Origin of the sequence: Granulicella sp. L56 (assembly GCF_009765835.1) — a bacterium.
Taxonomy (GTDB): domain Bacteria; phylum Acidobacteriota; class Terriglobia; order Terriglobales; family Acidobacteriaceae; genus Edaphobacter.
Genome location: NZ_LMUS01000006.1, coordinates 2550366 through 2575294 on the forward strand (window position 1 = coordinate 2550366; position 24929 = coordinate 2575294).

Here is a 24929-nt window from a genome sequence, read left to right on the forward strand (position 1 = left end):
CTCATTTCAGCAACAAGGAGAAGCCTTCGGCTCCCTCTCCGTCGCAGTACGTGGGCCTCGTGCGAATATTGCTCTAGAAGACATCCGTTCGGCGCTCAGGGTGCCATCCAACGGTCCGGTTGTAGCTAGGTAAACTCTCGAATCGGCCAAATCTCGGCCGGCACCTTGGCAAAGCGTTCAATGGTTGGCGCGGCGGTTTGCCGGGTGCGGAGATAGGGCGAGGTCACAATCAAACCGGGCACCTCGGTCCATCTAGCAGCCACTTCTCTTGCCTGCTCCCATCCCAGTTCCGTCAACTCCAGGAGCGCAAGGTCATCGCATGGGCTACCAGCGTTTCCAGTGGTCTGTCCGTGTCGAATAAGTTTTCGAACGGCAGGGTTGTCTTCGACGATTAGGATATTCAATTCTTCCCTAAAAGCGGTACTGGGCAAGCCGGTCTTTACGACCGGCTCGCCGCTAAGCGGATGGTAGCCGGTGTTACTGTTGACTCTGGGCCTGGCTGGAGCTTTCCAGCATCAGGAGGCCCATTCCGTTGCCATCGACTTCAATTGCCAGCACCCGGTTCGCATCGATCGGATAGTAGCCGAATGCCCCCGGCTGCTCGAAGCTGTTCGAGTTGAGCCCAGTCAGATGCAACAGACCGGTGGAGGTATCCTCCAGACCAGTAAGAGGCGTGCTGGCATACGTGTCAAAGGGCGTGGTGAGCCTCTGCAGGTTCGGATCCTGAGACGTATAGTCCGTATACCCGTTGAAGGTACCGTTGCTGATCGTAACTGGCCCCGCCGCGCCATAAGGCTGGATGTATTGCTGCCCGTTCAGGAATCCCTGAACAGCCACCGCGTACGTCCCCTCGTAGTCAGAGAGGCCATTCTGCGCATAAGCAAGCCCGCTGGTCTGTTCTAGGTTGTCGGAGCCCATGATCATCGCATTGCCGTTTCCATCCAGGTACAGGACGAAGGACAAGGCAATGTTCGACAGATTGGAGGGAACGACATTTGTGATGACGACGCGGCCGGAAGGACTGACCTGATAGGACGCATTACTGAAGCTGTTGCCGGTGTTATTGTCCAGATCGTTGAAGGCCAACATACCCGAGGCGGTTCCGTTCGATGCAAAGATGAACGCTCCTCCCATGATCAGGGGTCCATTCGTATCCTGGCCGATGCTGCCGTGGATATAAGTCTGGCCGGATACGCTCTGAGCATTGAACGTTCCGGTTTTTGTTCCCTGAGCGAGCGCTGTTCCGCCCATGTCGGCGTTGAGTCCGTCTCCCACGCTTTCGATCAACTGAATCGTGCTGCCGTTGATGTATCCGCTGAATGCAATGCTGGGTACCTGTCCGGATGCAGACGGCGTGAGGGCGATAGTGACGCGGCCAAAGGAATCCGGAGCGCTGATGGAGCCGGAAGAGAAGCTCTGTCCCAGCAGGGTGGTCCCGCCTCCGTCATTCAGGTCGAAGACGCTGTTCGAGATTGAGAGCTGAGTGCCGGAGAAGTTAAGCACGCCTCCGATTGCCAACTGATTATTATCATTGGTGTCGATCCCGTTTACGGAAAAGGCATAGCCGCCCGAGGGCGCCGCTGCCGAGGTCTGCAGATCGATGGACCCGGTCGCCGCTCCGAAAGAGTCGAACTCCGAGACCAGCAGCCTTGTGCCGGAGACGCGGCTGGCTCGCAGCGTTTCAACGCCGTTCACACCAATCTGGTTGTTTGCAGTCCCGAGAACAATCTGGATGTTCTCTCCAGTAGACGAAATGTTGCTGCTGGAAGGAACCAATGTGTCCGTTGACCCCAGGTTGGCATCGGAAAAGTCCTGCTCTCCGGCGCTGATTTCGCCCTTGGTGACGGTGAAAGCTCCGCTAAGGAAGTACGACTGATTATTGTCCTGCCCCGAAAGATGGAACACGTATGTCCCATCGGAGAGGATCGTGGGAGGCGCGGCGGTAATGGTAATTGTCGCTGAGGCGGACTTCGTGGTGTCGGTAACCGAGGTTGCGGTCACTGTGACCGTCGCCGGTGATGGAACCGCCGCCGGGGCAGTGTAGGTAGCAGGCGAATTGCTCGAAGTGCTGGTTGGGCTGATGCTACCGCACTGAGAGCTGCCACAGGTCACGCTCCATGTGACGCCGGCGTTTTTGGAGTCATTCGTGACAACGGCGGTCAGACTCGTGTTGGTACTGACGACCATTGAAGATGGTAGCTGCGAGGCAAACGATACCGAAACGCCCGTGGACGCGGAGGTGACGGAAATAGTAGCTGAGACTGACTTGGTCGTGTCCGTGACGGAAGCCGCTTTAATGGTCACTGTCGCGGGCGAAGGCACAGCCGAGGGAGCAGTATAGGTGGCGGTTGCACCGCTGCCTGTGGATGACGGGCTGATCGTACCGCATGAGGACCCTCCGCAGGTCACGCTCCACGTGAGGCCGTTGCCAGCGCTGTCATTGCTGACGATAGCGACAAGCCCGACGCTCGCGCCCGTATTCAACGAGGCTGGCGGAGGGTTGAGAAATGTCACGGAAATGGGTCCGTTTGGAGGGTTTGGGCCGGAACTGCCGCTTGAACATGCGACAACCATCAGGGCAACGGCAGAAGCCAATATGAGACCGATAAATTTGCGGAGCGTCATCGCTTTCCTCCATCCTGCAAAGTCTGTGTATAGGCGCGCACCGTGGTGCGCGAGTGAACGAGAAAACCATGAGCATTTCGAATTGTGATCGGCTGGCCGTCCATAATGAGCTGTTTTGCGAACAAAACATTCTGCCCTTTCAGGTTCTGAAATCTTCCCTCTACCTGGATCGAGCGTCCTGGGAGGACCACCTGTTGCAGGGCTTGCGACTGGTAAGGCCCAAACAGAACCTCAACCGATCCTTGCGGCATCGCCATCACCGCGCAAAAGCCGCTTCGACAGGTGGCGGACCCGGTAGTTTCGACTGCCAGGACGGTGCCGGTAACCGTAGTCGCAGGCATCTTTGAAGCCGTTGCATCCCAGCCGATATATCCGGGGGACGTCCTCTGGGATATATCGTTAGTTTGGGCTTGAACGCTGTCGCACGCTATCGCGCAGAGTAAGACTGCGAAAAGCGCCAGAATCAATATCTTTTTCATCTCTCACTTCCTTTCGGCGGGTGCCGTATTCCTTTGGCTTTGTCTGAATTGTGGAGCGTTATGTGCCTTTGCTCTTCCTCTGCGAACCGGGTGCGTTTACCGGCGGTGTCCTCCGCCTCCACCACCGCGGTGAGCCGACATATGCTGCGGATGGTGCTGTACGTTGTTGTGATGTTCCGCTCTGGACGCATGTGACTGCGCTCTTCGATCTTGCTGCCGAGGATGGAAATTGTCCTGGTGCTTATCGCGCTCGACTCCGCCGTTGCCGCCGACCATGCCGTGACTTCCATCCTGCTCTGGGCGTGCGGCCGGGTCGTTGGCGTGGTTGCTGGCCAATTCCTGGTGCTGTACGCTGCCGTTGCCGCCGATGAGTCCGTGATTGCCGTTATTGCCGCCGTTCGGCTGGCCTTTGGGATTGGCGCCGGAGGCGTCATGGTGAAAGTGGCCATTGGGTCCGTAGTAGCCGTTGGGGTGGTAGTCCCCGTTGGGGCCGTAGCGGGTATCGGCTCCGGGGCGATAACCATTCTGCGCAGCGCGGTTGTAGATAGTGGTGTGTCTATTAATGTAAGTGGTGTGGTTGTAGATAACAGTTCCACCACCGCCCCAGTTCATATTCCATGCATGCCATCCAAAGCCTCCACCCCATCCCCCGCCGATCGCCACAGCTCCTACGGAAACTCCGCTTCCGAAGTAGAGACCTACTGAGGCGATGGGCATGGGCGCAGGAACATAAAGGGGAACGGTCAATTGCATTCCATAGACCACCGCAGGATCATACTGTGGCACGTAGACAACCTGCGGATTGGCGGGCTGGATCACGATTGTGGAAGGGCTTTGCTGTACGACGCTGATCTGTGAGTTAGATTGCAGAGTTCCGGCAGCCTGAGCCTTGGCTCGCATGACTTGTACAGCCGCCATCACGTCGGCCTGCTGGTTGGTGAAAGCCTGGCCGAGGGAGGATGTCCAGGAGAGATTACGCGCCAGGTTTTCGAGCACAGAAGGAAATTGCGTGAGGGACTTTACGCTCGGCTCCCACGATTGCTCGTCGACTGCCTGGGAGAGTGCGGTTCCGGTGAGATTGCGGTTCTGCGCCAGCCAGTTGGTCGCTTCGGTGATCTGGTCAAGATCACTGGCGGCGGCGAAGACCTGCGCGACCAGCGCGTCAGGATAGAGAGCGATGGGCGCGACAAGAGCATTCAACTGTTCTGAAGTAAGTAGCGCGGGCGCAGGGCTTGCTGGCGCAGCTGCGTTCTGGACCGCCGGAGCAGGAGCGGCAGATACGGTGACTGCCTCTTCGGGCTGGGGGCTCAGAATCGGCTGAGGGGAGACCGATGAGGATGGAGCCTGCTGCGGGTACAGCGGAGGATTGCGCTGCGCCTGCCATGGCGCGTGCCGGCCGTGCACTCCATAGGTGCCGGTCATATTGTCTCCGAACACCTGTCCATGAAAGTTGAAGACATTTCTGGTAACCGTGCTGAAGCGGATGTGATGGCCGTTGACCTCTCCCTGAATCGGCCCTGCCTGGCTGATACCCTCGTAATAGCCGGTGAGCATGTTTCCATCCTGCGCGATCTGGGCGTGTACGACGTTCACCTGGCCGGAAGCGACGCCGGTGGAATAGATGGTCCAATTGCCTGAAACATTATCGGGCAGGTTCTGGCCGAGAGTCGGTCTGCACGGGACCAGTAGCAGCGCGACAGTCAGAGGCAATATTGCGGTAAGTTTTCTCATGACATTCTCCAATTCATTCGCGGCCGTTTCCCGGTCGCCGTTGCCTCATAGCAATGCACCTGCCGTGCCAAAGCTAAATCGCTGATTCTTATTGAGTTCTGGAAGTATGAGGCTCACGGTTCGCCGGGAATTCACGAAGATTCGCAAAGGGTCGCGTGCCAGAGGGCAAGCCGAAGGCGGATGGATTGAGGTAAAATCGCGCGAATATCGAGCGACTCTCGGGAAGTGAATGGCAAAAAGAGGTCCGGGGCGCTGCCTAAGGACGGAGTGCGCGATGCCAACCGGCGCCGAGGAATACAAACACAAGGAAGCCACGCTGACGACCCGCGAACGCGAGTTCCACCAGATTGTGGACTCGGTGCCATTGCACATCGTTCTTCTGGATCCGGATTTCCAGCAGTCCTATGGAAACACTGCGTCGCGATCGTATTTCGGGCTGAAGAACAGGCTGAGTCCTGAGAAGTTTGTGCAAACCACGACGCATCCCGAAGATTGTGAGAAATACCTAGCGTGGGCGGTCGAACGCAACCAGCAAAGAGATGGTGGCGAGATTGAGGTGCGCCTTCGCAGGCACGATGGAGAGTATCGCTGGTTTCTTCATCAGCTTTCGCCGATTGCGGACGACGAGGGCGCGATCGTGCGCTGGTGCCTGACCCGCGTGGACATTGACGAACGAAAGAGGCAGGAAGACCGCGCCATGATGGAGACTCTGTCGCTGCGAGAGGAAATCGACAAGATTTCGATGTTTGAAGAGATCGTGGGAACTTCCGTGCCTCTCCAGGCGGTGCTGGCGCGGATTGCGAAGGTAGCCCCGACAGACTCGACGGTCTTGATTACCGGCGAAACGGGCACGGGCAAGGAGCTGATTGCGCGGGCCATCCATAAACGATCGCGTCGTTCGAAACGCGCCTTTGTGGCGGTCAATTGCGCGGCAGTGCCGAAAGACCTGATCGCTTCTGAACTTTTTGGACATGAGAAAGGAGCGTTTACCGGGGCGCTGCAGCGGCACATGGGCCGGTTTGAGCTTGCGGACGGCGGGACTATTTTTCTGGATGAGATTGGCGAGCTTCCGGCGGAGACGCAGGTGGCGCTGCTGCGGGTGCTCCAGGAGAGGGAGTTTACACGCGTGGGGGGCACGCAGTCCATTGCCGCGGATGTGCGGGTCATTGCGGCGACGCATCGCGATTTGCCGAAGGCCATTGAGGCGGGAAGTTTTCGCAGCGACCTCTATTACAGGATCCATGTTTTTCCCATCGCGGTTCCCTCGCTACGCGAGCGGAAAGAAGATCTGCGACTGCTCGTGCAATATTTTATTGATCGATTTTCAAACAAAATGGGAAAGACGTTTCGTCGCATCGACCCGAAGAGCCTGGACCGGCTCTCTTCCTATCCATGGCCTGGAAATATCAGAGAGCTGCAGAACGTTATTGAACGGTCGGTGATTGTGTGCGACGCGGACATTTTTTCTTTGGATGAAAGCTGGCTGATCCATGCTAGCACCATTCAGAAGCCGCTTTCGGTGGAGATGCTGAATCAGGAAAAGGAATTGATCGAGGCGGCGCTTGCGCAAAGCAGGGGCCGGGTTTCAGGCGCTTCAGGTGCCGCGGTGATGCTGAAGATGCCGCCCTCCACGCTGGATTCGAAGATTAGAGTCCTGAAAATCGACAAGAGAAGCTTCCAGTTGTAAGGTTCATTTTCTGATGCGGCATTTCTCCATCGTTTTCACGAAAGTTCGGAAATCCACCGCGAAAGTTCTTTGCCTTTCCCGCGCATCTCGTTCTTGGATCTGATCTTAGTTTTGGCCATGCTCTTGCATTGTTCCTGCTGTGTGATTCATTGACAGGAGCAATATGTGGAGATTGGCAAAGGCGGACGGCGAAGGGCGGATCATTCTGATTCTTTCAGGCCGCATTGGTACGGAGCAACTGGCTGAGTTGCGACGAACTGTCGAAATGGAGGCAGCGCGGCAAGAAGTTGCGCTGGATATTGAAAACCTGCGGCTCGTAGACAGGGAAGTGGTCGCGTATCTTGCGCAGTGCGAAATGAGCGGCGTACGCATCCAGAACTGTCCGATGTATATCCGGGAGTGGATCGCCAGCAGCGGGAGAGAATCTTTACCAACTACCTGGGATGATACGTGCCGGGATCAGTGACGTATCCCTTTGAAACGAAAATGGAGACATTATGTACTTTGCCGTTGTCGTCTTGTTGCTGCTGGTTTTTCCGGTGGCATCTGTGAGCATAGAGAATATCCATTCTGGCCATACCCTCAGCATGATGTTGCTGACCGGGCGCTGGCTTGTCTTCTGGGCGGTTGGAGTTCGGTTGTTCATTGCTGGAATGCGGCAGGTGATTCAACCTCAATTTACAGCCGAGAAGATATTCGGCCTTCATGGGACCGCTTCGTTTCCAATCATCCGGGAATTGGGGTTTGCAAACCTGTCTATGGGTCTTGTAGGAATCTGGAGCCTATTCCAAATAGGTTGGCTTATTCCTGCGGCAATCGTTGGAGGTCTATATTACGGGCTCGCCGGGTTAGGCCATATTCCCCGGAAAAGCAAGAATGCGAAAGAGTACACGGCGATGGTCTCCGATTGCTTCGTCTTTCTGGTTCTTCTTTCATTCGTCATAAACAGGTTGTTTTAAGAGCATTTTCACCGGATCATCGTGAACGGTAGTCTATATCTTGGCAAATTATGTGGCGTAGATATTTGCAAGTTATTTGGCGTGGGGGTGGCTTTGGAGATCATCCCTGACCGATCACCAAACTGTTACGCGCTGCCTCGACGACTTCAGTCGAGACAGTGTGAAGTTGGTTTACGTCGAGTACGCGTTCGATTGGGGTGAGGATTCGGATCAGGAGGCGGAAGCAATGCCAATCATCCAGCCATTAACTGCACGCCCAACACTCTCACCGCAATTGCCCCAAGCGGCTTCTTGTTCAGCACCGCAAGTCTCTTACGACACGCTGGGTTCGCACAGAGCCGCGGCGCAGGGGGACCATCGACAGCAACAGAGATGAATTGTGGATCTGTTGCGATATCGAGACCAGACGCTGGTTCGTCATCGACCTGCTCATCGAGGGTGGTGACGTGCGTGATGCGTACATTGCGGTCGATCGACTTGATGGCCTGCTGGCGAGGCGGAGCTGGCGCCGAGTCGCCTGAGTAACGGGCTTCGAAGTCGCCGAAGGTCCATGGGCGCTGGACGCAGGAGAGATAGTTAATGTTCCTGGTCTGCTCCTTGCGGTGTAGCTTTGCGAATTATTTGGCGTAATCCTTTGCGCGCTATCTGGCACACTTCCGCCCCACAATCGATTTTGTGAGATGACCCATCGGGCCTGCGGATGGTGTCCCAAGCTATAGATCGGCTGTCAGACTTGCAAGTTGCGCCAATGATGGAACTTAACGCTTGTTCTATCTCCGATTAGTGTTCACCGGGAACGTAGAGGCGTCTAGAGGGTCAACCTCGTACCCCAAATAACTTGCACAGATTTACGCCAAATAATTAGCAAAACGACAGCCTGAGATGTCCTTATGCAAGCATCTTTTTGCACATTTCATACTGCTTCTTGACCTCTTCTACGGGCTCGGAAGTACCGGCGTACTCGTACTCGACAAAGGCTGGAACGTTGTAATGCTTTCGCTGCAGAAGTTTTAGAACGGCTTTGATGGGCGTGTCGCCCTGGCCCCACGGAACGTTGTTGCCGGTCTCTTCGTTGACGCCCGGCTTGTTGCGCTGGCGATCCTTGATGTGAAGGTTGGAGATTCGCGCGTGGTGCTTTTCAATGAAAGCGACAGGATCTCCACCGGACGCGGCGTAGTGTCCAATGTCGAGATTGGCGCCCACGATAGGCGAGAGCGCGAACGCCCGTTCGAAGCTGGCTTCGTTGGAAAACTCCTCCGGGTCCCACGTCTTGCTGTGCCCATGCACCGCGAGCATGATTCCATGTTTCTCCGCTGCCGGGACGAAACGTTTGAGAACGCTGAGCCGCGGAGCCATATTGACGGCCTTCACCCGAAGCGCCTTCGCCCCGAGGAACAATCGGTCGACCTCCAGATCGGTGATGTCTTCGACAAATGCCTCGGAGAGGATCGGGTTGAAGGCATGGATGTTGATGCCGGCTGCATCAAACTTGGCGCGGTATCGTTCAAAGTAGGACATCGGAACGGTCTCCCAGAAATGCGTCTGGCGTGCGCGCGCGGTCTTGAGGTCTTCGTCAATTTTGCGAGCGAAGACCCAAGCCCAAGGATTGCGCATGCTTCCGCCCTTGCCGGGTGCGCAGCCGAGGAGAGGTTTCGGGCAAAGAGCCGGATCGGGCCGGGCTCCGCTGTAAATGCCCGGGGTCACAGGGCCGCCGAAGAGTTCGCAGTCATAGATGCCGCAGGCGAGCAGGTCGCGAATAATCTCCTCGGCATGTCCAGCGCCATCGTTAGGAATCTCATGGAAGCTGTAAGTCTGCACACCGAGTTGCACGCCTTTGAAAAACGATTTGTTGTGCTGGGTCGGCTGTGCCGCGGTCCATAGAGTTTGCGTGAGCACAGGAAGCGCGGCGGCTGCAAGCTTAGTGAAGGATCGACGGGACTGATTCATGAATATCTCCCTTAAGGGTGAAGATGAGCTAGCGAGTTACACATGCTAGTGCACTAATCTTGGAGTTGCTCGTGCGAGCCATCATAATCCCTGGATGAAATCAAGCCGTTGATCGGCATCATAGTTCCCGGCTGTGAATCACCGGGCTGAACGCTAAAACGAGCGAGCAGTACTTTCGGCCTCCGGCGCCGACGCGGGTGTGGCTAGGCTCACATGAAATAATTGCTCAAGTCATGCAGGACTTATTGCAAGATTGCCGGGGTCGACGACATCACCATAGGCCGCCGCCACGGCCGCCTTCGCTTTTGTATCGACGAGGTGAAAGAGGAGTAGAGCGGTCCTATGTCATTAGGGGACAGACCGCCAGGAGTGCTCTCTCTAAACTACTTCCCATGGAGGTGCCATGGAAGATGAATTTAAAGTGGTAGAGGTTACCCGTCTTAGCGACACGATCCTTGTCACGTTCGCCGACGGGAAGGTCGCCGTACTCGAAAACGCTAAAGTTCGCTCTCTGGCTGTTGATCCAGAGAAGATAATCTCACTATCAAACGAAGACTGAATAAGCCAGCTCGGAAATTTCGCAGCTTACAAATGGGGGGCGTTCCCGGCGAGCACCTTTGCTCTCGAGCATATGCACTACACTCCGAATCCTTCGTCGGACTCGGCGTAATTGGCCAAATGGTCGCGGACCACTCGGTAGCACTCGCAAGCAAGCGCTTCGAGTCCCGCTAGATCGATAAGGTGAATCTTGCCTCGGCTGTACTGGATGAGTTTCCGCTCTTGGAAATGCCCAGCCGTAATCGACACGCTGGATCTCGCGACCCCGAGCATATCAGCCATGTACTCATGCGAAAGAGCGAGGACGTGATTACCGTTCCGATCGGCGCAGAGCAGGAGCCATCTTGCCAGGCGCTGCTCGATGGAGTGACGGGCATTGCAACCGGCTGTCTGGGCCGATTGAATGAACTGAGCCTGAAGATAACGCAAGGTGAGGTCATGAAATCTCTCAGCTCGCTTGAATTCGTTGGTCGCAAGGGCAGTTTGAGAGGAGTAGCCATGCCCGGCCACTTGCATATAGACGCGATTGAGACTGCGCTTAGTTCCCATCATGGAGGACGCGCCTAGAACAGACTCCGATCCAGCCAAGGCAACTTCGACCTGAAATCCATCCTTGAACGTCGTCGTCATCGAGGCAATGCCCTCCTCAATGAAAAACAGATGATCGATGTGGTTGCCGGGGTACTCGATCTCGCGGCCAGCGGGTAGCTCGACGGGACGAAGGTCGAGGCGCTCAATAATAGCGGGCTCTAGCCTTCGCAAAACTTCGTTTTTGTAGAGAATTCTATCCACTATGAATCCGATCCCCGAACAGCGAGAAATATACGCGACCCGAGGCATAAGCAGGAAATCACGCGAAAACTGCCTGACGATTGAATCCACAGCTAGGATCGCGGTTTAGGCTGGAAGAGAAATCTTGAAGATGGTGCCGCTTCTGCCGGGGCGCACACTGCTGCGTATGCGTATCGTGCCTCGATGGTGTTCAATGATCTTTTTGGAGAGGGCCAGGCCGAGCCCGTTGCCCCGCTCTTGCTTGGTGGTGAAAAACGGTTGGAAGATCTGATCGACATGTTCCGGTGGGATGCCATGGCCATTGTCGGCGATGACGAAGTGAACTTTATCCGAGCTCCGTCTTAGCCGAAGACATAGCGTACCGTTCACTGGCAACGCATCCAAAGCGTTGACGATTAAGTTGGAAATAACTTGGAGCATCTCGCTGGTGTACACCTGGGCGACTACATTCTCGGACAGATTCTTAACAAGATGCACCTTCTTAGCCTCGATCGCCCGCTGATGAACGCGAAGAGCGGCTTCCGCAAGACCAACAAGATCAATCGGCCTGGGAGTTTGAGACGACCTCGCAAAGCCGAGAGTCTGGCTGGTGATCTGGGTCAGAGTAGTCATTTGCTCTTCCGCCAGACGCATGTATTTCTGGACCTTTTCGATATCGTCAGCTTCATTCAATGTGAGATAGGTCAGGTGTCCCAAGGCTTCGAGAGGGTTTTTGATCTCATGCATCAGCTCTAAAGCGAGTTGACCTGCAACTGCTCGTTCCTCGGATCGGCGCAATGCTTCGATTGCCGTCGCCAACTTTGCTTCAAGGCCCGAATCGGAGATGCCATCCATTAGATCAAATCTCTCCCATATCTGAAGCTCTGGAGAGAACGTTCATTTCGGACGTTTGAGCTGGAGGAGGCTCCTCCGCGGACCAGGTAGCAAACAAACCTACCAGATATGATGCAAAAAAAAGCGCTTATGTCATTCATTGACAGACGAAGGCGTTTGAGGATCACGTTATGGCGTTATTCAGCGCCCTAAGCTAGCTTCTGGGAAAACGCCGAAACGCCTGCCAGCGTTTGAGCTGCGGCGATAAGCACTTTAGGGGTTGCGAAGGAGCTGAGGAGGGTGTCGCGCGGGTCCAGCTGGGACTCAAAAATGTCTTCAACCAGGACAAGATTCCTCATCTCCGGTCGAAGCGCATGTGCTGTTGCCAACGCGCTCCCCTGATCCTCCGCAGCAAGCGTGTGGCACAGGATGAAAAGGTCTATGTGCTGCGCGACCATGGTTTGATACACCTCAGTTGGTTTCGCAGTGGTACTGACCTCGAATCCTGCTGTCTCCAACACCCAGCGTCGGGTTTCAAGCAATCTCTCATCACGTCCGTAAATCAGAATGGATGTGGACAACGGTTCTCCTCGTCTAGCAAATCCTTCGATTAAGTAATAGCTGATCCTCTACGCAGCCTTCCGCCTCATATCGGACATAAAGTCAAGGAACCGGAAAAGCTTTCACAGCACAAGTTGCCTAAACCGTAAATTGCCAATACAAACCAATAACCATAGGGGAAGGCGACGTTGCCGTCCGTCCGTCATAAGACATTGCTATGTAGTGCGTCGGACACAGGAATATTAAATAAACGTGTAGCTTTGAGCTATCCGGCGGTTCATTTGTTGTCGGTTTCTGATCAGAGACGTGATGCGCCGTTCACCCGGCCACCTTTGCGGACTGAAAGCAAAGGAAGATCATGCCCCCTCAGTCTGCCAATCTCTTCATAAACTCGCTATCCTCCAACAGTCGCGAATCTCTCCTGAAGCGCTGTGTAGAAGTCGATCTTCCGCTCAGGAAATCCTTGTATGAAGCCGAGACAACACCGAATTACGCTTACTTCATAACTTCTGGCATAGCATCGGTGGTCACGGCAATGCAAGACGGTGGAACGGCGGAGGTAGGACTCATCGGGCGAGAGGGAATCGTTGGAAGCTTCCACCTCCTCGGTCCCGCGAAGGTTTCGACGACTTGCTTTATTCAACTGACTGCGACCGCCCTGAGAATGCCATTTACAGATCTGCTGCAGTCTTTTAGATCAAATGAAGAAATCAGAGATCGTATATTGGAATTTGTGCAGGAGCAAGCCGTGAGTCTTAGTCAGCTTGCCGGATGCCATCGGCTTCACGAGGCGGAAGAACGGCTCTCCCGTTGGCTCTTGATGGCTCAGGATCGAACTCAATCGGACATTCTCGAATTTACGCAGGAATTCCTCGCGATGATGCTTGGAGCAAAACGCACCACTGTCACCGTTGTCGCTGGCGCTCTCCAGAGGAGGGGACTCATCGAGTATCAGCGGGGCCGGGTACGGATCATAAACCGCGAGAACCTTGAGGCGGCAGCCTGCGATTGCTACAAAATTACAAAGAATCTCTACGCGAACCTCTACCAGACTCCCAAAAATGCCTGGTAACAATAACCAATCATCGGGCGATTAATTAGGTTCGTGACTATGAGAGCGATGCGCAATCCACTAAACCTTGAGAAAATGCGTGATCTGATCAGATCTTCGAGAGCCAAGTACTTAGCTGTCACGGCTCCGGTTTGCCCCTTCGGAGCTGGAGTGGAATTTAACATTTGGCCCGAAGGCTGTCCGCGCTAAGAATTGAAACGCGCCGCGTCTCGCCAGCAACCGTTGCTAATGGCTCTTCTTGGTTTTCGATTTAGGTGCCCGCTCTGGCAGTTCTAGACCCTTACTAGACTGCTCCCACTCCTTCACATCAACACCCTGCTTCTGTAGCTTGTCCTTGTTTGCTTCAAAGTAACGACGCTGCGCTTCGCTTTTGAATGGCATAGAAACTCCTCCTATCAGTGCTTGCCCAGGGCTTTCCGAACATCCGCGGCCATCACACCATGTTTGGCCACCAGTTCCCTCAGCCGATCGGAGCTAACGCCCAGTTCCTTCGTCCAATAGGCGACTTCGTAGTCCTCATTGACATTGATACGGGCGCGATCAGCAGGTCCACGATTCGATTTGTCATCTGACATGTGCAAGTCTCCCTGCGCTCATTTGAGCGTCAAAGGATGAGAGCACACAAAGACGGGTTAGGGTTGTCATTGGCACCTAAGGCGGATCATGGCAAAAGCATCGAAATCGGTGGGTTTCATAGAGACGATGGATTGTTTGGCGGTTCCAGCGGTCCCTGAAGGCCCGGAGTGGACTTATGAAATCAAGCTGGACGGCTTTCGTGTCGAAGCCGTTAAGGAGGATGGAAAAGTAATTCTTTACTCTCGACGCGGGAATATCCTGAACGCGAAATTTCCGTACATTGCCACCGCTCTGAAAGAGCTGCCAGCTGACACAATTCTCGATGGGGAACTGGTAGCTCTCGATGGGAAGGGACGTTCCGTCTTCAATCTGTTGCAGAACTTTCGTTCCGCCGAAGCCCAGATCCACTATTACGCCTTCGACATCCTTACGTTGAAAGGCAAAGATCTGACTCAACTTCCGCTTGCGGAGCGGCGACAAATTCTCAGCAAAACTATCGCGGTGAACGATCATGTGAGCCTGTCTGCCGTTTCGCCCGGCCCCGCGCCCGATATTCTCAGCTTTGTAATGACACATGGTCTTGAGGGTGTTGTCGCAAAACGGGCCGATAGTGTTTATGAGCCAGGGAAACGTACAGGTTTATGGAGCAAGCATCGCATCAACCTCGGTCAGGAGTTTGTGATCGGCGGATATACACCGGGCACTCACGGCATCGACGCCTTAATCATTGGCTTTTATCGCGGTAAAGACCTCATCTATGTCGCTCGCGTTCGTGCCGGTTTCGTTCCAGCGACTCGTCGCGAGACTTTCGCAAAAATCAAACATCTCAAGACATCGACCTGTCCCTTTGCCAACCTGCCCGAGACAACCGCGGGAAGATGGGGGCAAGGTCTAACGGCGGCGAAGATGAAGGATTGTGTCTGGCTACATCCAGAGGCCGTTGCAAGAGTTGATTTCCTTGAATGGACGGGAGCGGACCATTTGCGGCACACCAAATTCGTCGCCCTTCGCGATGACAAAGATCCCCGGAAGGTCGTTAAGGAGACCTAATTATGCGCCTGAACCGAGAAAAACTCCTCAATCTTTGGGACCTTGAAGACATGCCCGCGTGCGATGCGGGTATGCAACTGGTACAAGCCTTTCTCTTGAGCTGCGGCGAAGCTGTAGACCGATTTGGAGAAGAGGGACCGGAGGATCGCCTAGCTCAGATCACGGCGAGCTACATGGCACTGGTTGATCACGGAAACATATGTGATGACTGCAATGAAGCCGAAGTCCCCGCGCCTGTTGAAGCGACCGAAAGAGCAGAAGAGGACAAGCTTCAACCGGTAGACGAGTCGTCCGACGATTACAAGCAGGGGTTTCGGGCGGGTGAAAACCTTGAACCGTTAGATGATTCAAAATCTGCGGTGTGGCAGCGCGGATGGGCCGACGCCGAGGAGTGAGATTCAACAGGAGTTGGAAAGATAAGAGATATCAATTGCCTGCGCCCTCCCTTGCATCTAAACCAGTATGGCTAATCCTATCGATCCAACACGTAAGGTCTGCAGCTTCTGAAGAAGAAACAATCGAACCGACGCGCAGATCATCCCAGAACGGCACCTCGTTGGCGTGATATTCAAGAGCTAAAAAGTTTGGGGTGGCAGCGCAGAAAAACTCGAAGAAATTGGTCAAATCTGTGAAGGCTCCAGGAGCCCGGCTGTTGCTATAAAGAAGTCACGGAGGAAGTCATCGAAATAGCAAGCTGGAACGTTAACTCCATTCGCGCTCGTGCCGAACAGGTCAAGACATGGCTCGAAGCGAAAAAGCCAGATGTCCTTCTGCTTCAGGAGCTGAAAGGAACAGAGTTTCCCTCGGAATTTTTCAGAGAGCTGGGGTACGATTCTGCGTCTGTGACGCAGAAGACCTATAACGGAGTCGCAATCCTCTCCCGCACTCCGATAGAGATTGTCAGCACTACATTGCTTGGCGACGAGGCGGACAGCCACGCACGCTTCCTCGAGGCCGTGATCGAGAATATCCGTATCGTGAACATCTACCTGCCGAATGGAAACCCGATCGGTACAGCAAAATTCAACTACAAACTTTCCTGGATGGACCGTCTTGAACAGCAAATGAAGCTATGGCTCAAAAGCGACGTGCCGACCGTCATTGGCGGCGACTTCAATGTCATTCCGGAGGACATTGATTGTCATAAACCGGCGTCATGGATTCGCGATGCGCTCTTTCAACCTGAGTCGCGCGCTCGCTATCGGAAGATGCTCGAACTTGGTTACACCGACGCATTCCGGTCCCTCCATCCGGGGCAAGGCGGCTTGTTCACGTTTTGGGACTACTTCCGGCAAGCGTTCGAGCACAACCGCGGCATCCGAATCGATCACTTCCTGCTCACTCCCAGCCTGGTCAAGCGACTCGAAAGCTGTGAAATCGACAAAGGTCCTCGGATGTTGGAGAAACCATCTGACCATACTCCGATCGTGCTGCGGTTGAGGTAGCCGAGTTGTTTCCTGCCAATCTCACGCGATAAGCGATCTCAAAGTGTCCAAGAGCGGCACTTGCTCAGCTCGGATGAACCTCCGGCCACGGTCCAACGAAAACCATTCTCCGCGATCCACTTCAGGGATCTCCATGCGCTTTCCCGAACGTGGCGGCCACTCAATCTCACAGGTGTTGCTGATGAGCTCTGTGGGATCGCTGTGGCCTTCAAAGGCCCAAGCGAGAACCAGCTTGCCGCTCTTTTGCCGGATCGAACCTAACTCAAGATAGGGTTCAGAAGCTTTGAATCCGGTCTCTTCCCGAAATTCGCGGATGGCCGCAGCGAGCGCTCCTCGTTGCCCTCGAATTCACCCTTGGGAATTGTCCAGAAGCCTTCGTTCTTCTGTGACCAGTATGGGCCGCCGGGATGGACGAGGAAAACCTCGCCGTGGCCGAGGACTCGGCGATACATGAGAAGGCCGGCACTCTGCTTGGATGATTTACTCATTGGCTATCAAAGAGACTTACTTGCTTGTTCGAAATTGGGGTGGTCTCCACCAATCGCGCTCGCATCTTCTCCGCAGGCAAGATACGCAGCAGGTGCACGGGCGGTCTTTCGGCGGGTGCCAGATATTCTTCATAATCGCGCGGCTCGACGAATGTAGTCATGCGATCATGAATCGGTGCCATCAGTTCATTCGGCTCGCCGGTCAACACAGCGAAGGTTCGCTCCCAGTGCTCGGTCTTCGGGTTTTTCCAAAGCTTCCACACTGCGGCCATTCCAAAAGGCTCTTGGTCGGGGATGACGAACTCGTACTTCGGCTTCCTTTTGCCTTTCTCCGTCTCTTGCCATTCATAGATCGCATCCCCGGGGACGATGCAACGTCCCTTGAGGAAGGCGTCTTTCCAGAACTTTGCATGCTCGATGTCTTCCGACCGCGCGTTGAAAAGCGGCCTTGGCCGATCAGGTAACTTGAAGGCCCATCGCATCATTTCGATCTGCCGCTCGCCATCTTCGTTCAAGTAAATGACTGGCTGCATGGATTGCGGGCTGAAATCGTCGCCGGGATCAAAGAATGTCTCGTCGAGTCCCGCTGCGACGGCGAACGTCTCCGCGATGCGTTGTTTGTCGGAACGTCGTTTGTACCTTCCACACATGGTTAAGTCTCCCTGACGACTGTCTTAAGTTCAGATGCTTCAATTCAAAGGGCATCTGAAGGAGAATAAATGGCCGACGACAACAGCAATCGCGGTCCGGCAGACCGGGCCAGGATCAACATCCACGAAGCATATGAAGACGAGTATTGGAGCAAAGAACTATGGGTCACCCCAGAACGTTTGCGTGAACTGGTCGGCAAGCATGGGGTGATGGCTGCCGACATTCGCAAGACTCTGGGTAAGTGAAAGTGGGCGGTTCTAGTTACCCGCCCAAACTCTTTTCCTCTTTCTTCTCATTCTGTATCAAATACTTAGCGAAGAATGCACAACTCTTAGGGCAAAGGCCAGTTGACGTTGATGGGGTCATTAAGGCGAATATAAGGCGAAGCTATGCCTACCGCCAACGCAGTCCGGGTGCAAATAGAGGCCTCCCTTGCCAGGAGGATACCGTCGGCTTTGTCACCTGTCGCAAAGGTTCTTCGGCCCACAGCTTCCACCGGCATCTCCGCCATTGACGAACTACTCGAGGGCGGGCTTCCGCTCGGGGCGCTGACGGAGATGGTGGGTCCCGAATGCTCCGGAAGAACATCACTCGCACTTTCTTTTTTGGCGCAACTGACGCAGGCTGGCAAAGTCTGCGCATGGATTGACGTTTCGAACAGTCTCCGGCCCGAGTCAGTCGCGGCCGCTGGGGTTGATCTGGGACATCTCCTCTGGGTGCGATGCGGAATCAGTCCAACGAGCAAGGGCATTTCCAAACCAGAAAAGGTCTTCATCCTTCCGGAGAAATACATGATCGCGCCGCCAGCGAAGAGGGGTCTCCACGGTGGCGGGTTTGGTCCGCATCCACGAAATGAGCAAAAGCAACTTTCAAACGCGTTGTGTGGCCTCTTCCCGCCGAACACTCTTATCCCACGAGGCGCCGAGCCACAGAGACGCGTCTCGAAAGAGCCTGAGCGATTCCAGCCTGTCGCTACTCAAGCTGAACCACCGAAACAAGTCATAGCAGCGACTACTGCATGGACGCGATTAGAACAGGCACTCAAGGCAACCGATCTGCTTCTTCATGGTGGGGGGTTCAGCGCCATTGTGCTGGACATGGGGAGCATCGCACCGAGCTTCGCGACCCGTGTGCCGCTTGCCACCTGGTTCCGCTATCGAGCTGCAGCGGAGCGTTCTCAAGCGAGCATCCTTCTTCTTTCGCAACATGCGTGCGCAAAGAGCAGCGCAGAGTTGGTGCTCCAGATGGAATCGGAAGATGCGCGTTGTGACGAACAGACGCTCTTCACGGGTTTGCGTCATCGCGTACAGGTTCAGCGTCAGCGCTTCACCCAATCATCGAACGTCCTGCCGATGAAGAAACCGGCACAACGTGCGGACTGCGCCTCCTGGAACAGTCAGAGCACATGGGCAGGTCGGAGATGACTAAGCTCACCGAACTCTATGCATGCGTTTACGCGAAGGAGTTTCCAGCGCAAGCTCTCCTGCGTCTGCGGCCAGAGCTGCGCAATCAGCCGTGTGTCGTTATGGAAGGCGAGCCGCCTCTCCAATCCGTCTGCTCACTCAATGCCAAGGCGCGCGTGTCAGGAGCCGCACATGGTATGACGCGTGTCGAAGTCGAAACCCTTCCTGCAATGACCATGCTTTCACGGTCGGGCAAGGAAGAGAGTGCAGCGAAGGCAGCTTTGCTGGATACTTGCGGGACATTTTCTCCACGCATCGAGGATCACAGTTCTGAGACTGCATTTGTCTGCGTGGTCGATATTGTGGGAACCCAAAAGCTCTTCGGTACATCCGACCAATTAGGAAGAGAACTTTTCAAGCGCATTCGCGCGGGGGGCATCACTTCCTCTATCGCCGTGAGCGAGAACGTCCATGCTGCGATGTGTCTTGCAAGAGGAATGTCGCTCCGTTCTCCTGTGATGGTTATTCCCTCCGGAGAACAAGGTCCCGCGCTCGCGGCATTGTCTCTCACTGTCCTCGATCTCCCCGAGGATCAATCGGAAACCTTTACGTCCTGGGGCATTCACACACTCGGCACGTTGGCTGCTCTTCCAGAGAAGGAGCTTATTGCCCGCATGGGTCAGCATGGCAAGCGGCTACGTCAGCTTGCCAGCGGTACATTGCCCCATCTTTTTCAGCCGGTCGAGCCGTCATTCACCCTTGAGGAGAAGATGGAACTCGACTCTCCCGTTGAAATTCTTGACTCACTGCTCTTCGTGGCCGGGGTGATGCTCGAACAACTGATCTTGCGCGCTACTTCACGTGTTCTCGCTTTGGCATCTGTGACCATCGCGCTCTCGCTCGAAGGAAATACAGCGCACGTACGGACGGTACGCCCAGCCCTTCCAACCAATGATCGTCAACTCTGGATCAAGCTGATCCACCTGGATCTGGAGACGCACCCGCCTCTGGCCGCCATCCTCTCTTTAAGCCTCCGTGCCGAACCCGGCAGCACGAGTAAGGTACAGCTAGGGTTGTTCTCACCGCAGCTGCCAGAGCCATCGCATCTCGATGTCACCCTCGCACGCATCGCGAAGATCGTTGGCGAGGAAAATGTCGGCAGGGCTGTTCTTCTGGACACGCACAATGAGCAGGAATCATTTCGTATGGAGCGGTTTACTGTCCCAACATCAGAACGAACTAGTAGTGCCCGGGTTCAAGGCTGCTCTGCGATGCGTGAGCTTCATCCCGCAGAGAGCGTCAGAGTGATGGCGGTGGGAGGAAGGTTCGATGCCATTCTGTTTCGTCAGAAGAGGTACACCGTCGAACGGGCGTATGGACCGTGGCGAGTGAGCGGCGAGTGGTGGAATTCGAACCTTTGGGGCTGTGAGCAATGGGATATCGTGGCCCGCGCCGAAGACAGTCCATTATTGTGCTGTTGCCTCGTACGCGACTTGATGCGAAATCAATGGCAAGTAGTTGGCCTCTATGACTGACCGCTATGTGGAACTGCATGCCGCGAGCGCCTTCAGTTTCCTCGAAGGTGCATCTCAGCCGGAAAAACTAGTTGAGCGAGCTGTCGAGCTGGAGATGCCAGCTATGGCATTGCTGGATCGAAACGGCGTTTACGGCTCAGCGCGGTTTCATACTTCCGCGAAGCGAAACAGCGTGCGTGCTCATGTTGGAGCCGAGATTGCGGTTTCGAGCTTCGGTTCGCGGCCTGTACCTCCTGCCTGGTTGCCGCACCGGTATTCACCCGAGCCTGCGCGTGTCTCCCTGCTCTGCGAATCGCGTACTGGCTATCAAAATTTGTGCCAGCTCATTACCAAATTCAAGATGCGGGAACGTGGCAAAACCGAAGGTGCTGCCACCACACTCGATTTCCAGCAATATGCTTCTGGCCTCGTGTGCCTCACCGGTGGAGACGAAGGCCCATTGGCTGCTGCCTTGGTCAATGGTGGCGAAGAGGAGGGGCGCAGGACCGTCGAAAAGCTTGTGCAGATATTCGGACCGCAAAGTGTCTACGTCGAGCTGCAGCGACACCAAGAGCGGGAGGAAGAGTGGCGCAATCAAGCCGCGCTTCGCATCGCGCGCTCCCTCAGCCTACCGGTGCTCGCGACCAATGGCATACGCTATGCCACCAAATATGAACGTGAGGTTTTGGACCTCTTCACCGTTGTACGGCATCACACTGATCTCGATCACGCCGGCCGCTTACTGTCGCTTAATAGCCAGAGACACCTTCGTTCCGCGAAAGAGATGATTGCGCTGTTTAGTGGTGTCGGCCGCGCCGTCGAGAACTCGGTTGAGCTTTCGGCACGGTTGCAGTTCGAACTTGGGGATCTCGGCTATGAGTTTCCGAGGTATCCGGTTCCTGACGGCGAAACGATGGATAGCTTTCTCCGCAAACGCGTGGAAGAAGGTGTAACGAGCAGGTATGGCCCGAAACGTGACCGTGGGCTTTTGGAACGAGCGAAGAAGCAGGTGGAACATGAACTGGCGCTCATTGCTAGGCTTGGCTTCGCTGGATATTTCCTAATCGTCTGGGATATCGTGCAGTTCTGTAAAAAGAACGACATCCTCATCCAGGGGCGGGGAAGTGCAGCAAACTCAGCCGTCTGCTATGCACTGGAAATTACTGCAATCGATCCCGTGGGAATGGAGCTTCTGTTCGAACGCTTCCTCAGTGAAAGCCGTGGAGAGTGGCCCGATATCGATCTTGATCTGCCGTCAGAGGACAAACGAGAGCAAGCCATCCAATACGTCTATCGGCGCTATGGCGAGTTAGGCGCGGCTATCTGTGCCAATGTCATTACCTATCGGGGAAAGTCCGCGGCCCGTGAAGTGGGCAAGGCGATGGGATTCGACAGCGAATCGCTCGAAAGGCTCTCTGGCCTGGTAAGCCACTTTGAGTGGAGAGGGCCAAACGACACGATGGCGCATTCTTTTCAGAATGCCGGCTTCGATCTGAAGCATCCGCGCATCGCGAAGTATCTGGAGCTTTGCATGCGTATCCAGGACTTACCTCGACACCTTGGACAGCACTCTGGTGGCATGGTGATATGCCAGGGGGCTCTCGACCGGGTTGTTCCCTTGGAACGTGCCTCAATGCCGGGTCGTACCGTGGTCCAGTGGGACAAAGAAGACTGCGCCGACCTGGGCATCATCAAGGTTGATCTTCTTGGGTTGGGGATGATGGCCGTCATTAAAGATTGTTTGGAACTGATTCCAGAGCATCACGGAGAACGTGTTGATCTGGCGCAGTTGCCGGAAGACGCTGAGGTCTATCGCACGCTGCAACGCGCGGACACTGTCGGAATGTTCCAGGTGGAGAGTCGCGCCCAGATGGCGTCGTTGCCGCGGAACCATCCAGAGAAGTTCTACGACGTGGTCGTACAGGTAGCCATTATCCGTCCTGGGCCAATCGTCGGCAAGATGATGCATCCCTACATGCGGCGACGACAGAAAAAGGAGGAGATCAGCTATCCTCATCCTTCCCTAGAGTCCGTGCTGAAGCGCACACTCGGCGTGCCGCTCTTTCAAGAGCAGTTGCTTCGTATGGCAATGGTCGTGGCCAACTTTACTGGCGCGGAGGCCGAAGAACTCCGTCGCGCCGTTGGGATGCGCCGCTCCTGGGAGCGTATGAAAAACCTTGAAGGCAAGTTGCGCGAAGGCATGACGGCAAATGGACTAGATACAGCCACCCAGGAAAACATCATCCAAAACATCAGTTCGTTTGCGCTTTATGGTTTCCCGGAGTCACACGCAGCCAGCTTCGCTCTGATTGCATACGCATCTGCGTATTTCAAAGTGAAGTACCTCGCAGCATTCACATGCGCCATCCTTAATAACCAGCCGATGGGCTTCTATTCGCCTGCCGTCTTGGTTAAGGATGCGCAGAGACATGGACTTCGCATCAGGCCAATGGATGTCCAGATATCGAATTGGGCCTGCACGATTGAACACGAACGTGATGGAAGCCTCTCTCTGCGTCTCGGACTTGGTTATGCGAAGGGATTGCGGAAACAATCTGCAGAGGAGATTGTCCACTCGCGCACAGCCGAAGGAGAGTTTCGGTCAGCGGAAGATCTGGTCTCGCGTGTTCCAACCCTGAATCGAAAAGAACTCACGTTGCTCGCCCGTGTTGGCGCTCTCAACAATCTCGAAGGAATCGAGCATCGCCGGGATGCCCTATGGCAGGTGGAACGCGCTGGCAAACTGGAAGGTCCGCTTCTTCGTCAGCGGAGTGAATTGCTGAGAGATGAATCGGAGAGTTCGCCTTTAAAACAGATGAGCACGGAAGAGCGTCTGATTGCGGACTATGCGGGCACCGGTCTCACCGTCGGGAAACATCCGATGGCCTACCGCCGAGACGATCTCCGAAGGCAAAAGATTCTGTCAGCTGGTGAATTGAGAAATGCGGCCGATGGTGAGTACGTCCGAACTGCGGGCTGCGTGATTGCGCGACAGCGTCCCGGCACGGCGATGGGGTTCATCTTCCTGTCCATGGAAGACGAGACTGGAATCGCCAACGTCATTGTGTCGCCTGATTTGTACGAACGGGAGCGGCTCGTGGTAACACGAAGCAAGTTCATTCTTGCAGAAGGTCTGCTACAAAACCAAGATGGTGTGATTCATGTAAAGGCGATGCGCCTGCAGTCTTTGTCCGATCAAGCTTTGGAGGTTCGCTCCCATGACTTCCACTAACGCAGAGAAGCCCATCGGCGGGTATCGACGAGAAGTCGATACCCAGAAGCTTGGCCCTGCTCTCCTGATTGCCTCCAGTCTAGTCCTGGCCATCCGAACTGCTAAATGGAGTCCAACACACAGCAATGGACTGGCCGCAGTGGATTGGGACAAAGAGATAGAACATAGCGCTCGTGTCGCTAAAATCGTACTTTCCCATCTCACTGCGCGCCACCCCGAACTCTTTCAAGCAATGAACGTTCCGTGGTTCGTAACCACGGACGAAGATGTTCCAAAGTGACGAATTGTGTTGGGTTTCCAGCGATTGCATCAATTAAGTATGGCCAGAATGACCGCCCAACTATTCCGCCAGCTTCTGAAATCGCTCGATGACGATATAGAAACCTTGGCATGGAAGAAGTGATGAGCGAAGGTGAGGATGTACCAAACCAGACCGAGTGTGCCGCCATAGCTCGCGTCAAGAAGGCCATGAAAACGACATCTACCCTAATTCGAGAAGAATTGAACGGCCTGAGTAGGCTCTGCCATTCCTTGACAGATAGAATCTTTTCCATGAGTACACCCACCGCCATACTGTTTTTTGAAATCCGCTATGCTGCACATCATAAGCTTGAACGCCTCGAAATTCACGCGGCGGACGAAGGCAACGATGCACCAACCGAAGGCGAATTGGTCGTCATGGAAGAATTCGAAAGCGGATGAATCTGTAAAGCGCGTCGCTGCCGCACTTCCAGGAATGGAAGTCTCGTCCGTTCTATTCCCGAACCCGGTCTTTGGCAGTCCTCGACACTATCTGGTTTCGGCCAGAGGGAAGACGCCGGTTACATCAAAAATGCTCACGCCGACTCTCGTCGATGTCCAGACCGGAGCCCTCACGATGTCGGGCGGGCTTCCCTGGTATCTGCGTGCACTAGAACTGTCGAGGCCGCTCCACTTTGGAGACTACGGAGGGCTTCCCCTCAAGATCATCTGGGGATTGTTCGACCTTGTGCTGATTGTGGTGCTAGTCAGTGGGCTCTATCTCTGGTTATCGAGACGACGAAGTCCCATTGAGCGAGAACTGAATCATAAGGTTGAACGCGAAACTTTGCAACAAACTGAGGCAAGATGATGGAGAAAACTTCTGTGCAGAGCGTGTATCGCATCCCGCTGGCGTTGGATCTCATAACGATCGTAGATTTGCTGTCGGCATTGTTGGGGGATGGCATCTGGGATGCATTCTCCTGGCTTCTACTTGCCATCCCGCCTCTACTATTAGGTTTCCTGGTATGTCGTCGTTCGCCTGCTCGCGGGCAGGCCAGGTCATTCCACTGGCGGTCCTCATAAATCGGCTTAACTGAAGCGAT

At 54.9% G+C, this 24929-nt stretch carries 28 protein-coding genes; 15 read left to right on the top strand and 13 right to left on the bottom strand.

Features of this window, described 5'->3' with window-relative positions; genetic code table 11:
- Positions 1-125 precede the first annotated feature (125 nt).
- The 4 genes from GSQ81_RS19895 to GSQ81_RS18320 all read right to left on the bottom strand — a co-directional run bounded on the left by GSQ81_RS19895 (position 126) and on the right by GSQ81_RS18320 (position 4835).
- Positions 126-404: a phosphoglycerate mutase family protein gene (locus tag GSQ81_RS19895; protein WP_216846480.1), complete on the bottom strand. Its 279-nt coding sequence runs from the start codon at positions 402-404 to the stop codon at positions 126-128.
- 73 nt (positions 405-477) lie between these two features.
- Positions 478-2514 carry a hypothetical protein gene (locus GSQ81_RS18310; protein WP_158912047.1) on the bottom strand — a complete coding sequence of 679 codons (2037 nt, stop codon included), beginning with the start codon at positions 2512-2514 and terminating at the stop codon, positions 478-480.
- Between the two features lie 107 nt (positions 2515-2621).
- On the bottom strand, positions 2622-3104 hold the full coding sequence (locus tag GSQ81_RS18315; protein WP_158912048.1) for a hypothetical protein: 483 nt from the start codon (positions 3102-3104) through the stop codon (positions 2622-2624).
- Positions 3105-3200: 96 nt separating this feature from the next.
- Complete coding sequence (locus tag GSQ81_RS18320) at positions 3201-4835, bottom strand: DUF3300 domain-containing protein (protein ID WP_254060286.1); 1635 nt, start codon at positions 4833-4835, stop codon at positions 3201-3203.
- A 274-nt stretch (positions 4836-5109) separates the two neighbouring features.
- Between GSQ81_RS18320 and GSQ81_RS18325 the strand changes: the two genes are divergently transcribed.
- The 3 genes from GSQ81_RS18325 (at position 5110) to GSQ81_RS18335 (ending at position 7481) form a co-directional block, all read left to right on the top strand.
- The gene (locus tag GSQ81_RS18325) at positions 5110-6522 is read left to right on the top strand and encodes a sigma-54-dependent Fis family transcriptional regulator (protein WP_158912049.1); all 1413 of its coding nucleotides are present in this window, start codon (positions 5110-5112) and stop codon (positions 6520-6522) included.
- Between the two features lie 163 nt (positions 6523-6685).
- Positions 6686-6988 (top strand): hypothetical protein, encoded by a 303-nt coding sequence (locus tag GSQ81_RS18330; protein WP_158912050.1) that lies wholly within the window; start codon positions 6686-6688, stop codon positions 6986-6988.
- 31 nt (positions 6989-7019) lie between these two features.
- Positions 7020-7481, top strand: a complete 462-nt coding sequence (locus GSQ81_RS18335) for a DUF6790 family protein (protein ID WP_158912051.1) — start codon at positions 7020-7022, stop codon at positions 7479-7481.
- Between the two features lie 888 nt (positions 7482-8369).
- On the opposite strand, the gene GSQ81_RS18340 is transcribed toward GSQ81_RS18335, so the two are convergent.
- Positions 8370-9428, bottom strand: coding sequence for a sugar phosphate isomerase/epimerase (locus GSQ81_RS18340; protein ID WP_158912052.1), 1059 nt, complete (start codon positions 9426-9428; stop codon positions 8370-8372).
- Between the two features lie 403 nt (positions 9429-9831).
- Here GSQ81_RS18340 and GSQ81_RS18345 point away from each other — a divergent pair, with 403 nt between their 5' ends.
- Positions 9832-9987 (top strand): hypothetical protein, encoded by a 156-nt coding sequence (locus GSQ81_RS18345; RefSeq protein ID WP_158912053.1) that lies wholly within the window; start codon positions 9832-9834, stop codon positions 9985-9987.
- Between the two features lie 77 nt (positions 9988-10064).
- On the opposite strand, the gene GSQ81_RS18350 is transcribed toward GSQ81_RS18345, so the two are convergent.
- The 3 genes from GSQ81_RS18350 to GSQ81_RS18360 form a co-directional block, all read right to left on the bottom strand.
- Positions 10065-10778 carry a Crp/Fnr family transcriptional regulator gene (locus tag GSQ81_RS18350; protein WP_158912054.1) on the bottom strand — a complete coding sequence of 238 codons (714 nt, stop codon included), beginning with the start codon at positions 10776-10778 and terminating at the stop codon, positions 10065-10067.
- Between the two features lie 105 nt (positions 10779-10883).
- A complete protein-coding gene (locus GSQ81_RS18355; RefSeq protein ID WP_158912055.1) occupies positions 10884-11612 on the bottom strand; it encodes a sensor histidine kinase in 729 nt (242 codons plus the stop codon).
- A gap of 188 nt (positions 11613-11800) precedes the next feature.
- Complete coding sequence (locus GSQ81_RS18360; protein WP_158912056.1) at positions 11801-12172, bottom strand: hypothetical protein; 372 nt, start codon at positions 12170-12172, stop codon at positions 11801-11803.
- 338 nt (positions 12173-12510) lie between these two features.
- Here GSQ81_RS18360 and GSQ81_RS18365 point away from each other — a divergent pair, with 338 nt between their 5' ends.
- The gene (locus GSQ81_RS18365) at positions 12511-13224 is read left to right on the top strand and encodes a Crp/Fnr family transcriptional regulator (RefSeq protein ID WP_158912057.1); all 714 of its coding nucleotides are present in this window, start codon (positions 12511-12513) and stop codon (positions 13222-13224) included.
- Between the two features lie 225 nt (positions 13225-13449).
- Here GSQ81_RS18365 and GSQ81_RS18370 read toward each other — a convergent pair whose 3' ends face one another.
- Together GSQ81_RS18370 and GSQ81_RS18375 are read right to left on the bottom strand one after the other, a co-directional pair.
- Positions 13450-13605 carry a hypothetical protein gene (locus tag GSQ81_RS18370; RefSeq protein ID WP_158912058.1) on the bottom strand — a complete coding sequence of 52 codons (156 nt, stop codon included), beginning with the start codon at positions 13603-13605 and terminating at the stop codon, positions 13450-13452.
- 14 nt (positions 13606-13619) lie between these two features.
- Entirely contained in the window at positions 13620-13799 is a 180-nt protein-coding gene (locus GSQ81_RS18375; protein WP_158912059.1) for a DUF3606 domain-containing protein, read from the bottom strand.
- Between the two features lie 88 nt (positions 13800-13887).
- Here GSQ81_RS18375 and ligD point away from each other — a divergent pair, with 88 nt between their 5' ends.
- The gene (gene ligD / locus GSQ81_RS18380) at positions 13888-14850 is read left to right on the top strand and encodes a non-homologous end-joining DNA ligase (protein WP_158912060.1); all 963 of its coding nucleotides are present in this window, start codon (positions 13888-13890) and stop codon (positions 14848-14850) included.
- Between the two features lie 2 nt (positions 14851-14852).
- Positions 14853-15245 (top strand): hypothetical protein, encoded by a 393-nt coding sequence (locus GSQ81_RS18385; protein WP_158912061.1) that lies wholly within the window; start codon positions 14853-14855, stop codon positions 15243-15245.
- A 31-nt stretch (positions 15246-15276) separates the two neighbouring features.
- Here GSQ81_RS18385 and GSQ81_RS18390 read toward each other — a convergent pair whose 3' ends face one another.
- Positions 15277-15474, bottom strand: coding sequence for a hypothetical protein (locus GSQ81_RS18390; RefSeq protein ID WP_158912062.1), 198 nt, complete (start codon positions 15472-15474; stop codon positions 15277-15279).
- Positions 15475-15536: 62 nt separating this feature from the next.
- Here GSQ81_RS18390 and xth point away from each other — a divergent pair, with 62 nt between their 5' ends.
- Positions 15537-16295 (top strand): exodeoxyribonuclease III, encoded by a 759-nt coding sequence (gene xth, locus GSQ81_RS18395; protein ID WP_256369696.1) that lies wholly within the window; start codon positions 15537-15539, stop codon positions 16293-16295.
- A 257-nt stretch (positions 16296-16552) separates the two neighbouring features.
- Here the strand turns inward: xth and GSQ81_RS20170 are convergent, their stop codons facing one another.
- Positions 16553-16783 carry a hypothetical protein gene (locus GSQ81_RS20170; RefSeq protein ID WP_254060287.1) on the bottom strand — a complete coding sequence of 77 codons (231 nt, stop codon included), beginning with the start codon at positions 16781-16783 and terminating at the stop codon, positions 16553-16555.
- The gene (locus tag GSQ81_RS18405; protein WP_158912063.1) at positions 16780-17433 is read right to left on the bottom strand and encodes an SOS response-associated peptidase; all 654 of its coding nucleotides are present in this window, start codon (positions 17431-17433) and stop codon (positions 16780-16782) included. Before GSQ81_RS18405 ends, GSQ81_RS20170 begins: the two co-directional genes overlap by 4 nt.
- A 69-nt stretch (positions 17434-17502) precedes the next feature.
- Here GSQ81_RS18405 and GSQ81_RS18410 point away from each other — a divergent pair, with 69 nt between their 5' ends.
- The 7 genes from GSQ81_RS18410 (at position 17503) to GSQ81_RS20400 (ending at position 24694) form a co-directional block, all read left to right on the top strand.
- Entirely contained in the window at positions 17503-17679 is a 177-nt protein-coding gene (locus GSQ81_RS18410) for a DUF3606 domain-containing protein (RefSeq protein WP_158912064.1), read from the top strand.
- A gap of 210 nt (positions 17680-17889) precedes the next feature.
- Complete coding sequence (locus GSQ81_RS18415; RefSeq protein WP_254060288.1) at positions 17890-18858, top strand: DNA recombination/repair protein RecA; 969 nt, start codon at positions 17890-17892, stop codon at positions 18856-18858.
- Positions 18855-20372: a DNA polymerase Y family protein gene (locus tag GSQ81_RS18420; protein ID WP_158912066.1), complete on the top strand. Its 1518-nt coding sequence runs from the start codon at positions 18855-18857 to the stop codon at positions 20370-20372. The genes GSQ81_RS18415 and GSQ81_RS18420 overlap by 4 nt, the downstream gene beginning before the upstream one ends.
- Complete coding sequence (locus tag GSQ81_RS18425) at positions 20365-23583, top strand: DNA polymerase III subunit alpha (protein ID WP_158912067.1); 3219 nt, start codon at positions 20365-20367, stop codon at positions 23581-23583. The genes GSQ81_RS18420 and GSQ81_RS18425 overlap by 8 nt, the downstream gene beginning before the upstream one ends.
- The gene (locus tag GSQ81_RS18430) at positions 23570-23863 is read left to right on the top strand and encodes a hypothetical protein (protein ID WP_158912068.1); all 294 of its coding nucleotides are present in this window, start codon (positions 23570-23572) and stop codon (positions 23861-23863) included. Before GSQ81_RS18425 ends, GSQ81_RS18430 begins: the two co-directional genes overlap by 14 nt.
- 110 nt (positions 23864-23973) lie before the next feature.
- Positions 23974-24285 (top strand): hypothetical protein, encoded by a 312-nt coding sequence (locus tag GSQ81_RS18435; RefSeq protein ID WP_158912069.1) that lies wholly within the window; start codon positions 23974-23976, stop codon positions 24283-24285.
- 34 nt (positions 24286-24319) lie between these two features.
- Entirely contained in the window at positions 24320-24694 is a 375-nt protein-coding gene (locus tag GSQ81_RS20400; RefSeq protein ID WP_371715352.1) for a PepSY domain-containing protein, read from the top strand.
- Positions 24695-24929 lie beyond the last annotated feature (235 nt).

Coding starts and splice junctions, on each gene's coding strand:
- GSQ81_RS20170 (WP_254060287.1), bottom strand. CDS start 16,783: ATGAGTAAATCATCCAAGCAGAGTGCCGGCCTTCTCATGTATCGCCGA.
- GSQ81_RS18375 (WP_158912059.1), bottom strand. CDS start 13,799: ATGTCAGATGACAAATCGAATCGTGGACCTGCTGATCGCGCCCGTATC.
- GSQ81_RS18330 (WP_158912050.1), top strand. CDS start 6,686: ATGTGGAGATTGGCAAAGGCGGACGGCGAAGGGCGGATCATTCTGATT.
- GSQ81_RS20400 (WP_371715352.1), top strand. CDS start 24,320: ATGGAAGTCTCGTCCGTTCTATTCCCGAACCCGGTCTTTGGCAGTCCT.
- GSQ81_RS18370 (WP_158912058.1), bottom strand. CDS start 13,605: ATGCCATTCAAAAGCGAAGCGCAGCGTCGTTACTTTGAAGCAAACAAG.
- GSQ81_RS18335 (WP_158912051.1), top strand. CDS start 7,020: ATGTACTTTGCCGTTGTCGTCTTGTTGCTGCTGGTTTTTCCGGTGGCA.
- GSQ81_RS18345 (WP_158912053.1), top strand. CDS start 9,832: ATGGAAGATGAATTTAAAGTGGTAGAGGTTACCCGTCTTAGCGACACG.
- GSQ81_RS18340 (WP_158912052.1), bottom strand. CDS start 9,428: ATGAATCAGTCCCGTCGATCCTTCACTAAGCTTGCAGCCGCCGCGCTT.
- GSQ81_RS18385 (WP_158912061.1), top strand. CDS start 14,853: ATGCGCCTGAACCGAGAAAAACTCCTCAATCTTTGGGACCTTGAAGAC.
- GSQ81_RS18320 (WP_254060286.1), bottom strand. CDS start 4,835: ATGAGAAAACTTACCGCAATATTGCCTCTGACTGTCGCGCTGCTACTG.
- GSQ81_RS18435 (WP_158912069.1), top strand. CDS start 23,974: ATGGAAGAAGTGATGAGCGAAGGTGAGGATGTACCAAACCAGACCGAG.
- GSQ81_RS18315 (WP_158912048.1), bottom strand. CDS start 3,104: ATGAAAAAGATATTGATTCTGGCGCTTTTCGCAGTCTTACTCTGCGCG.
- GSQ81_RS18325 (WP_158912049.1), top strand. CDS start 5,110: ATGCCAACCGGCGCCGAGGAATACAAACACAAGGAAGCCACGCTGACG.
- ligD (WP_158912060.1), top strand. CDS start 13,888: ATGGCAAAAGCATCGAAATCGGTGGGTTTCATAGAGACGATGGATTGT.
- GSQ81_RS18365 (WP_158912057.1), top strand. CDS start 12,511: ATGCCCCCTCAGTCTGCCAATCTCTTCATAAACTCGCTATCCTCCAAC.
- GSQ81_RS18410 (WP_158912064.1), top strand. CDS start 17,503: ATGGCCGACGACAACAGCAATCGCGGTCCGGCAGACCGGGCCAGGATC.
- GSQ81_RS18430 (WP_158912068.1), top strand. CDS start 23,570: ATGACTTCCACTAACGCAGAGAAGCCCATCGGCGGGTATCGACGAGAA.
- GSQ81_RS18405 (WP_158912063.1), bottom strand. CDS start 17,433: ATGTGTGGAAGGTACAAACGACGTTCCGACAAACAACGCATCGCGGAG.
- GSQ81_RS18425 (WP_158912067.1), top strand. CDS start 20,365: ATGACTGACCGCTATGTGGAACTGCATGCCGCGAGCGCCTTCAGTTTC.
- GSQ81_RS18420 (WP_158912066.1), top strand. CDS start 18,855: ATGACTAAGCTCACCGAACTCTATGCATGCGTTTACGCGAAGGAGTTT.
- GSQ81_RS18355 (WP_158912055.1), bottom strand. CDS start 11,612: ATGGATGGCATCTCCGATTCGGGCCTTGAAGCAAAGTTGGCGACGGCA.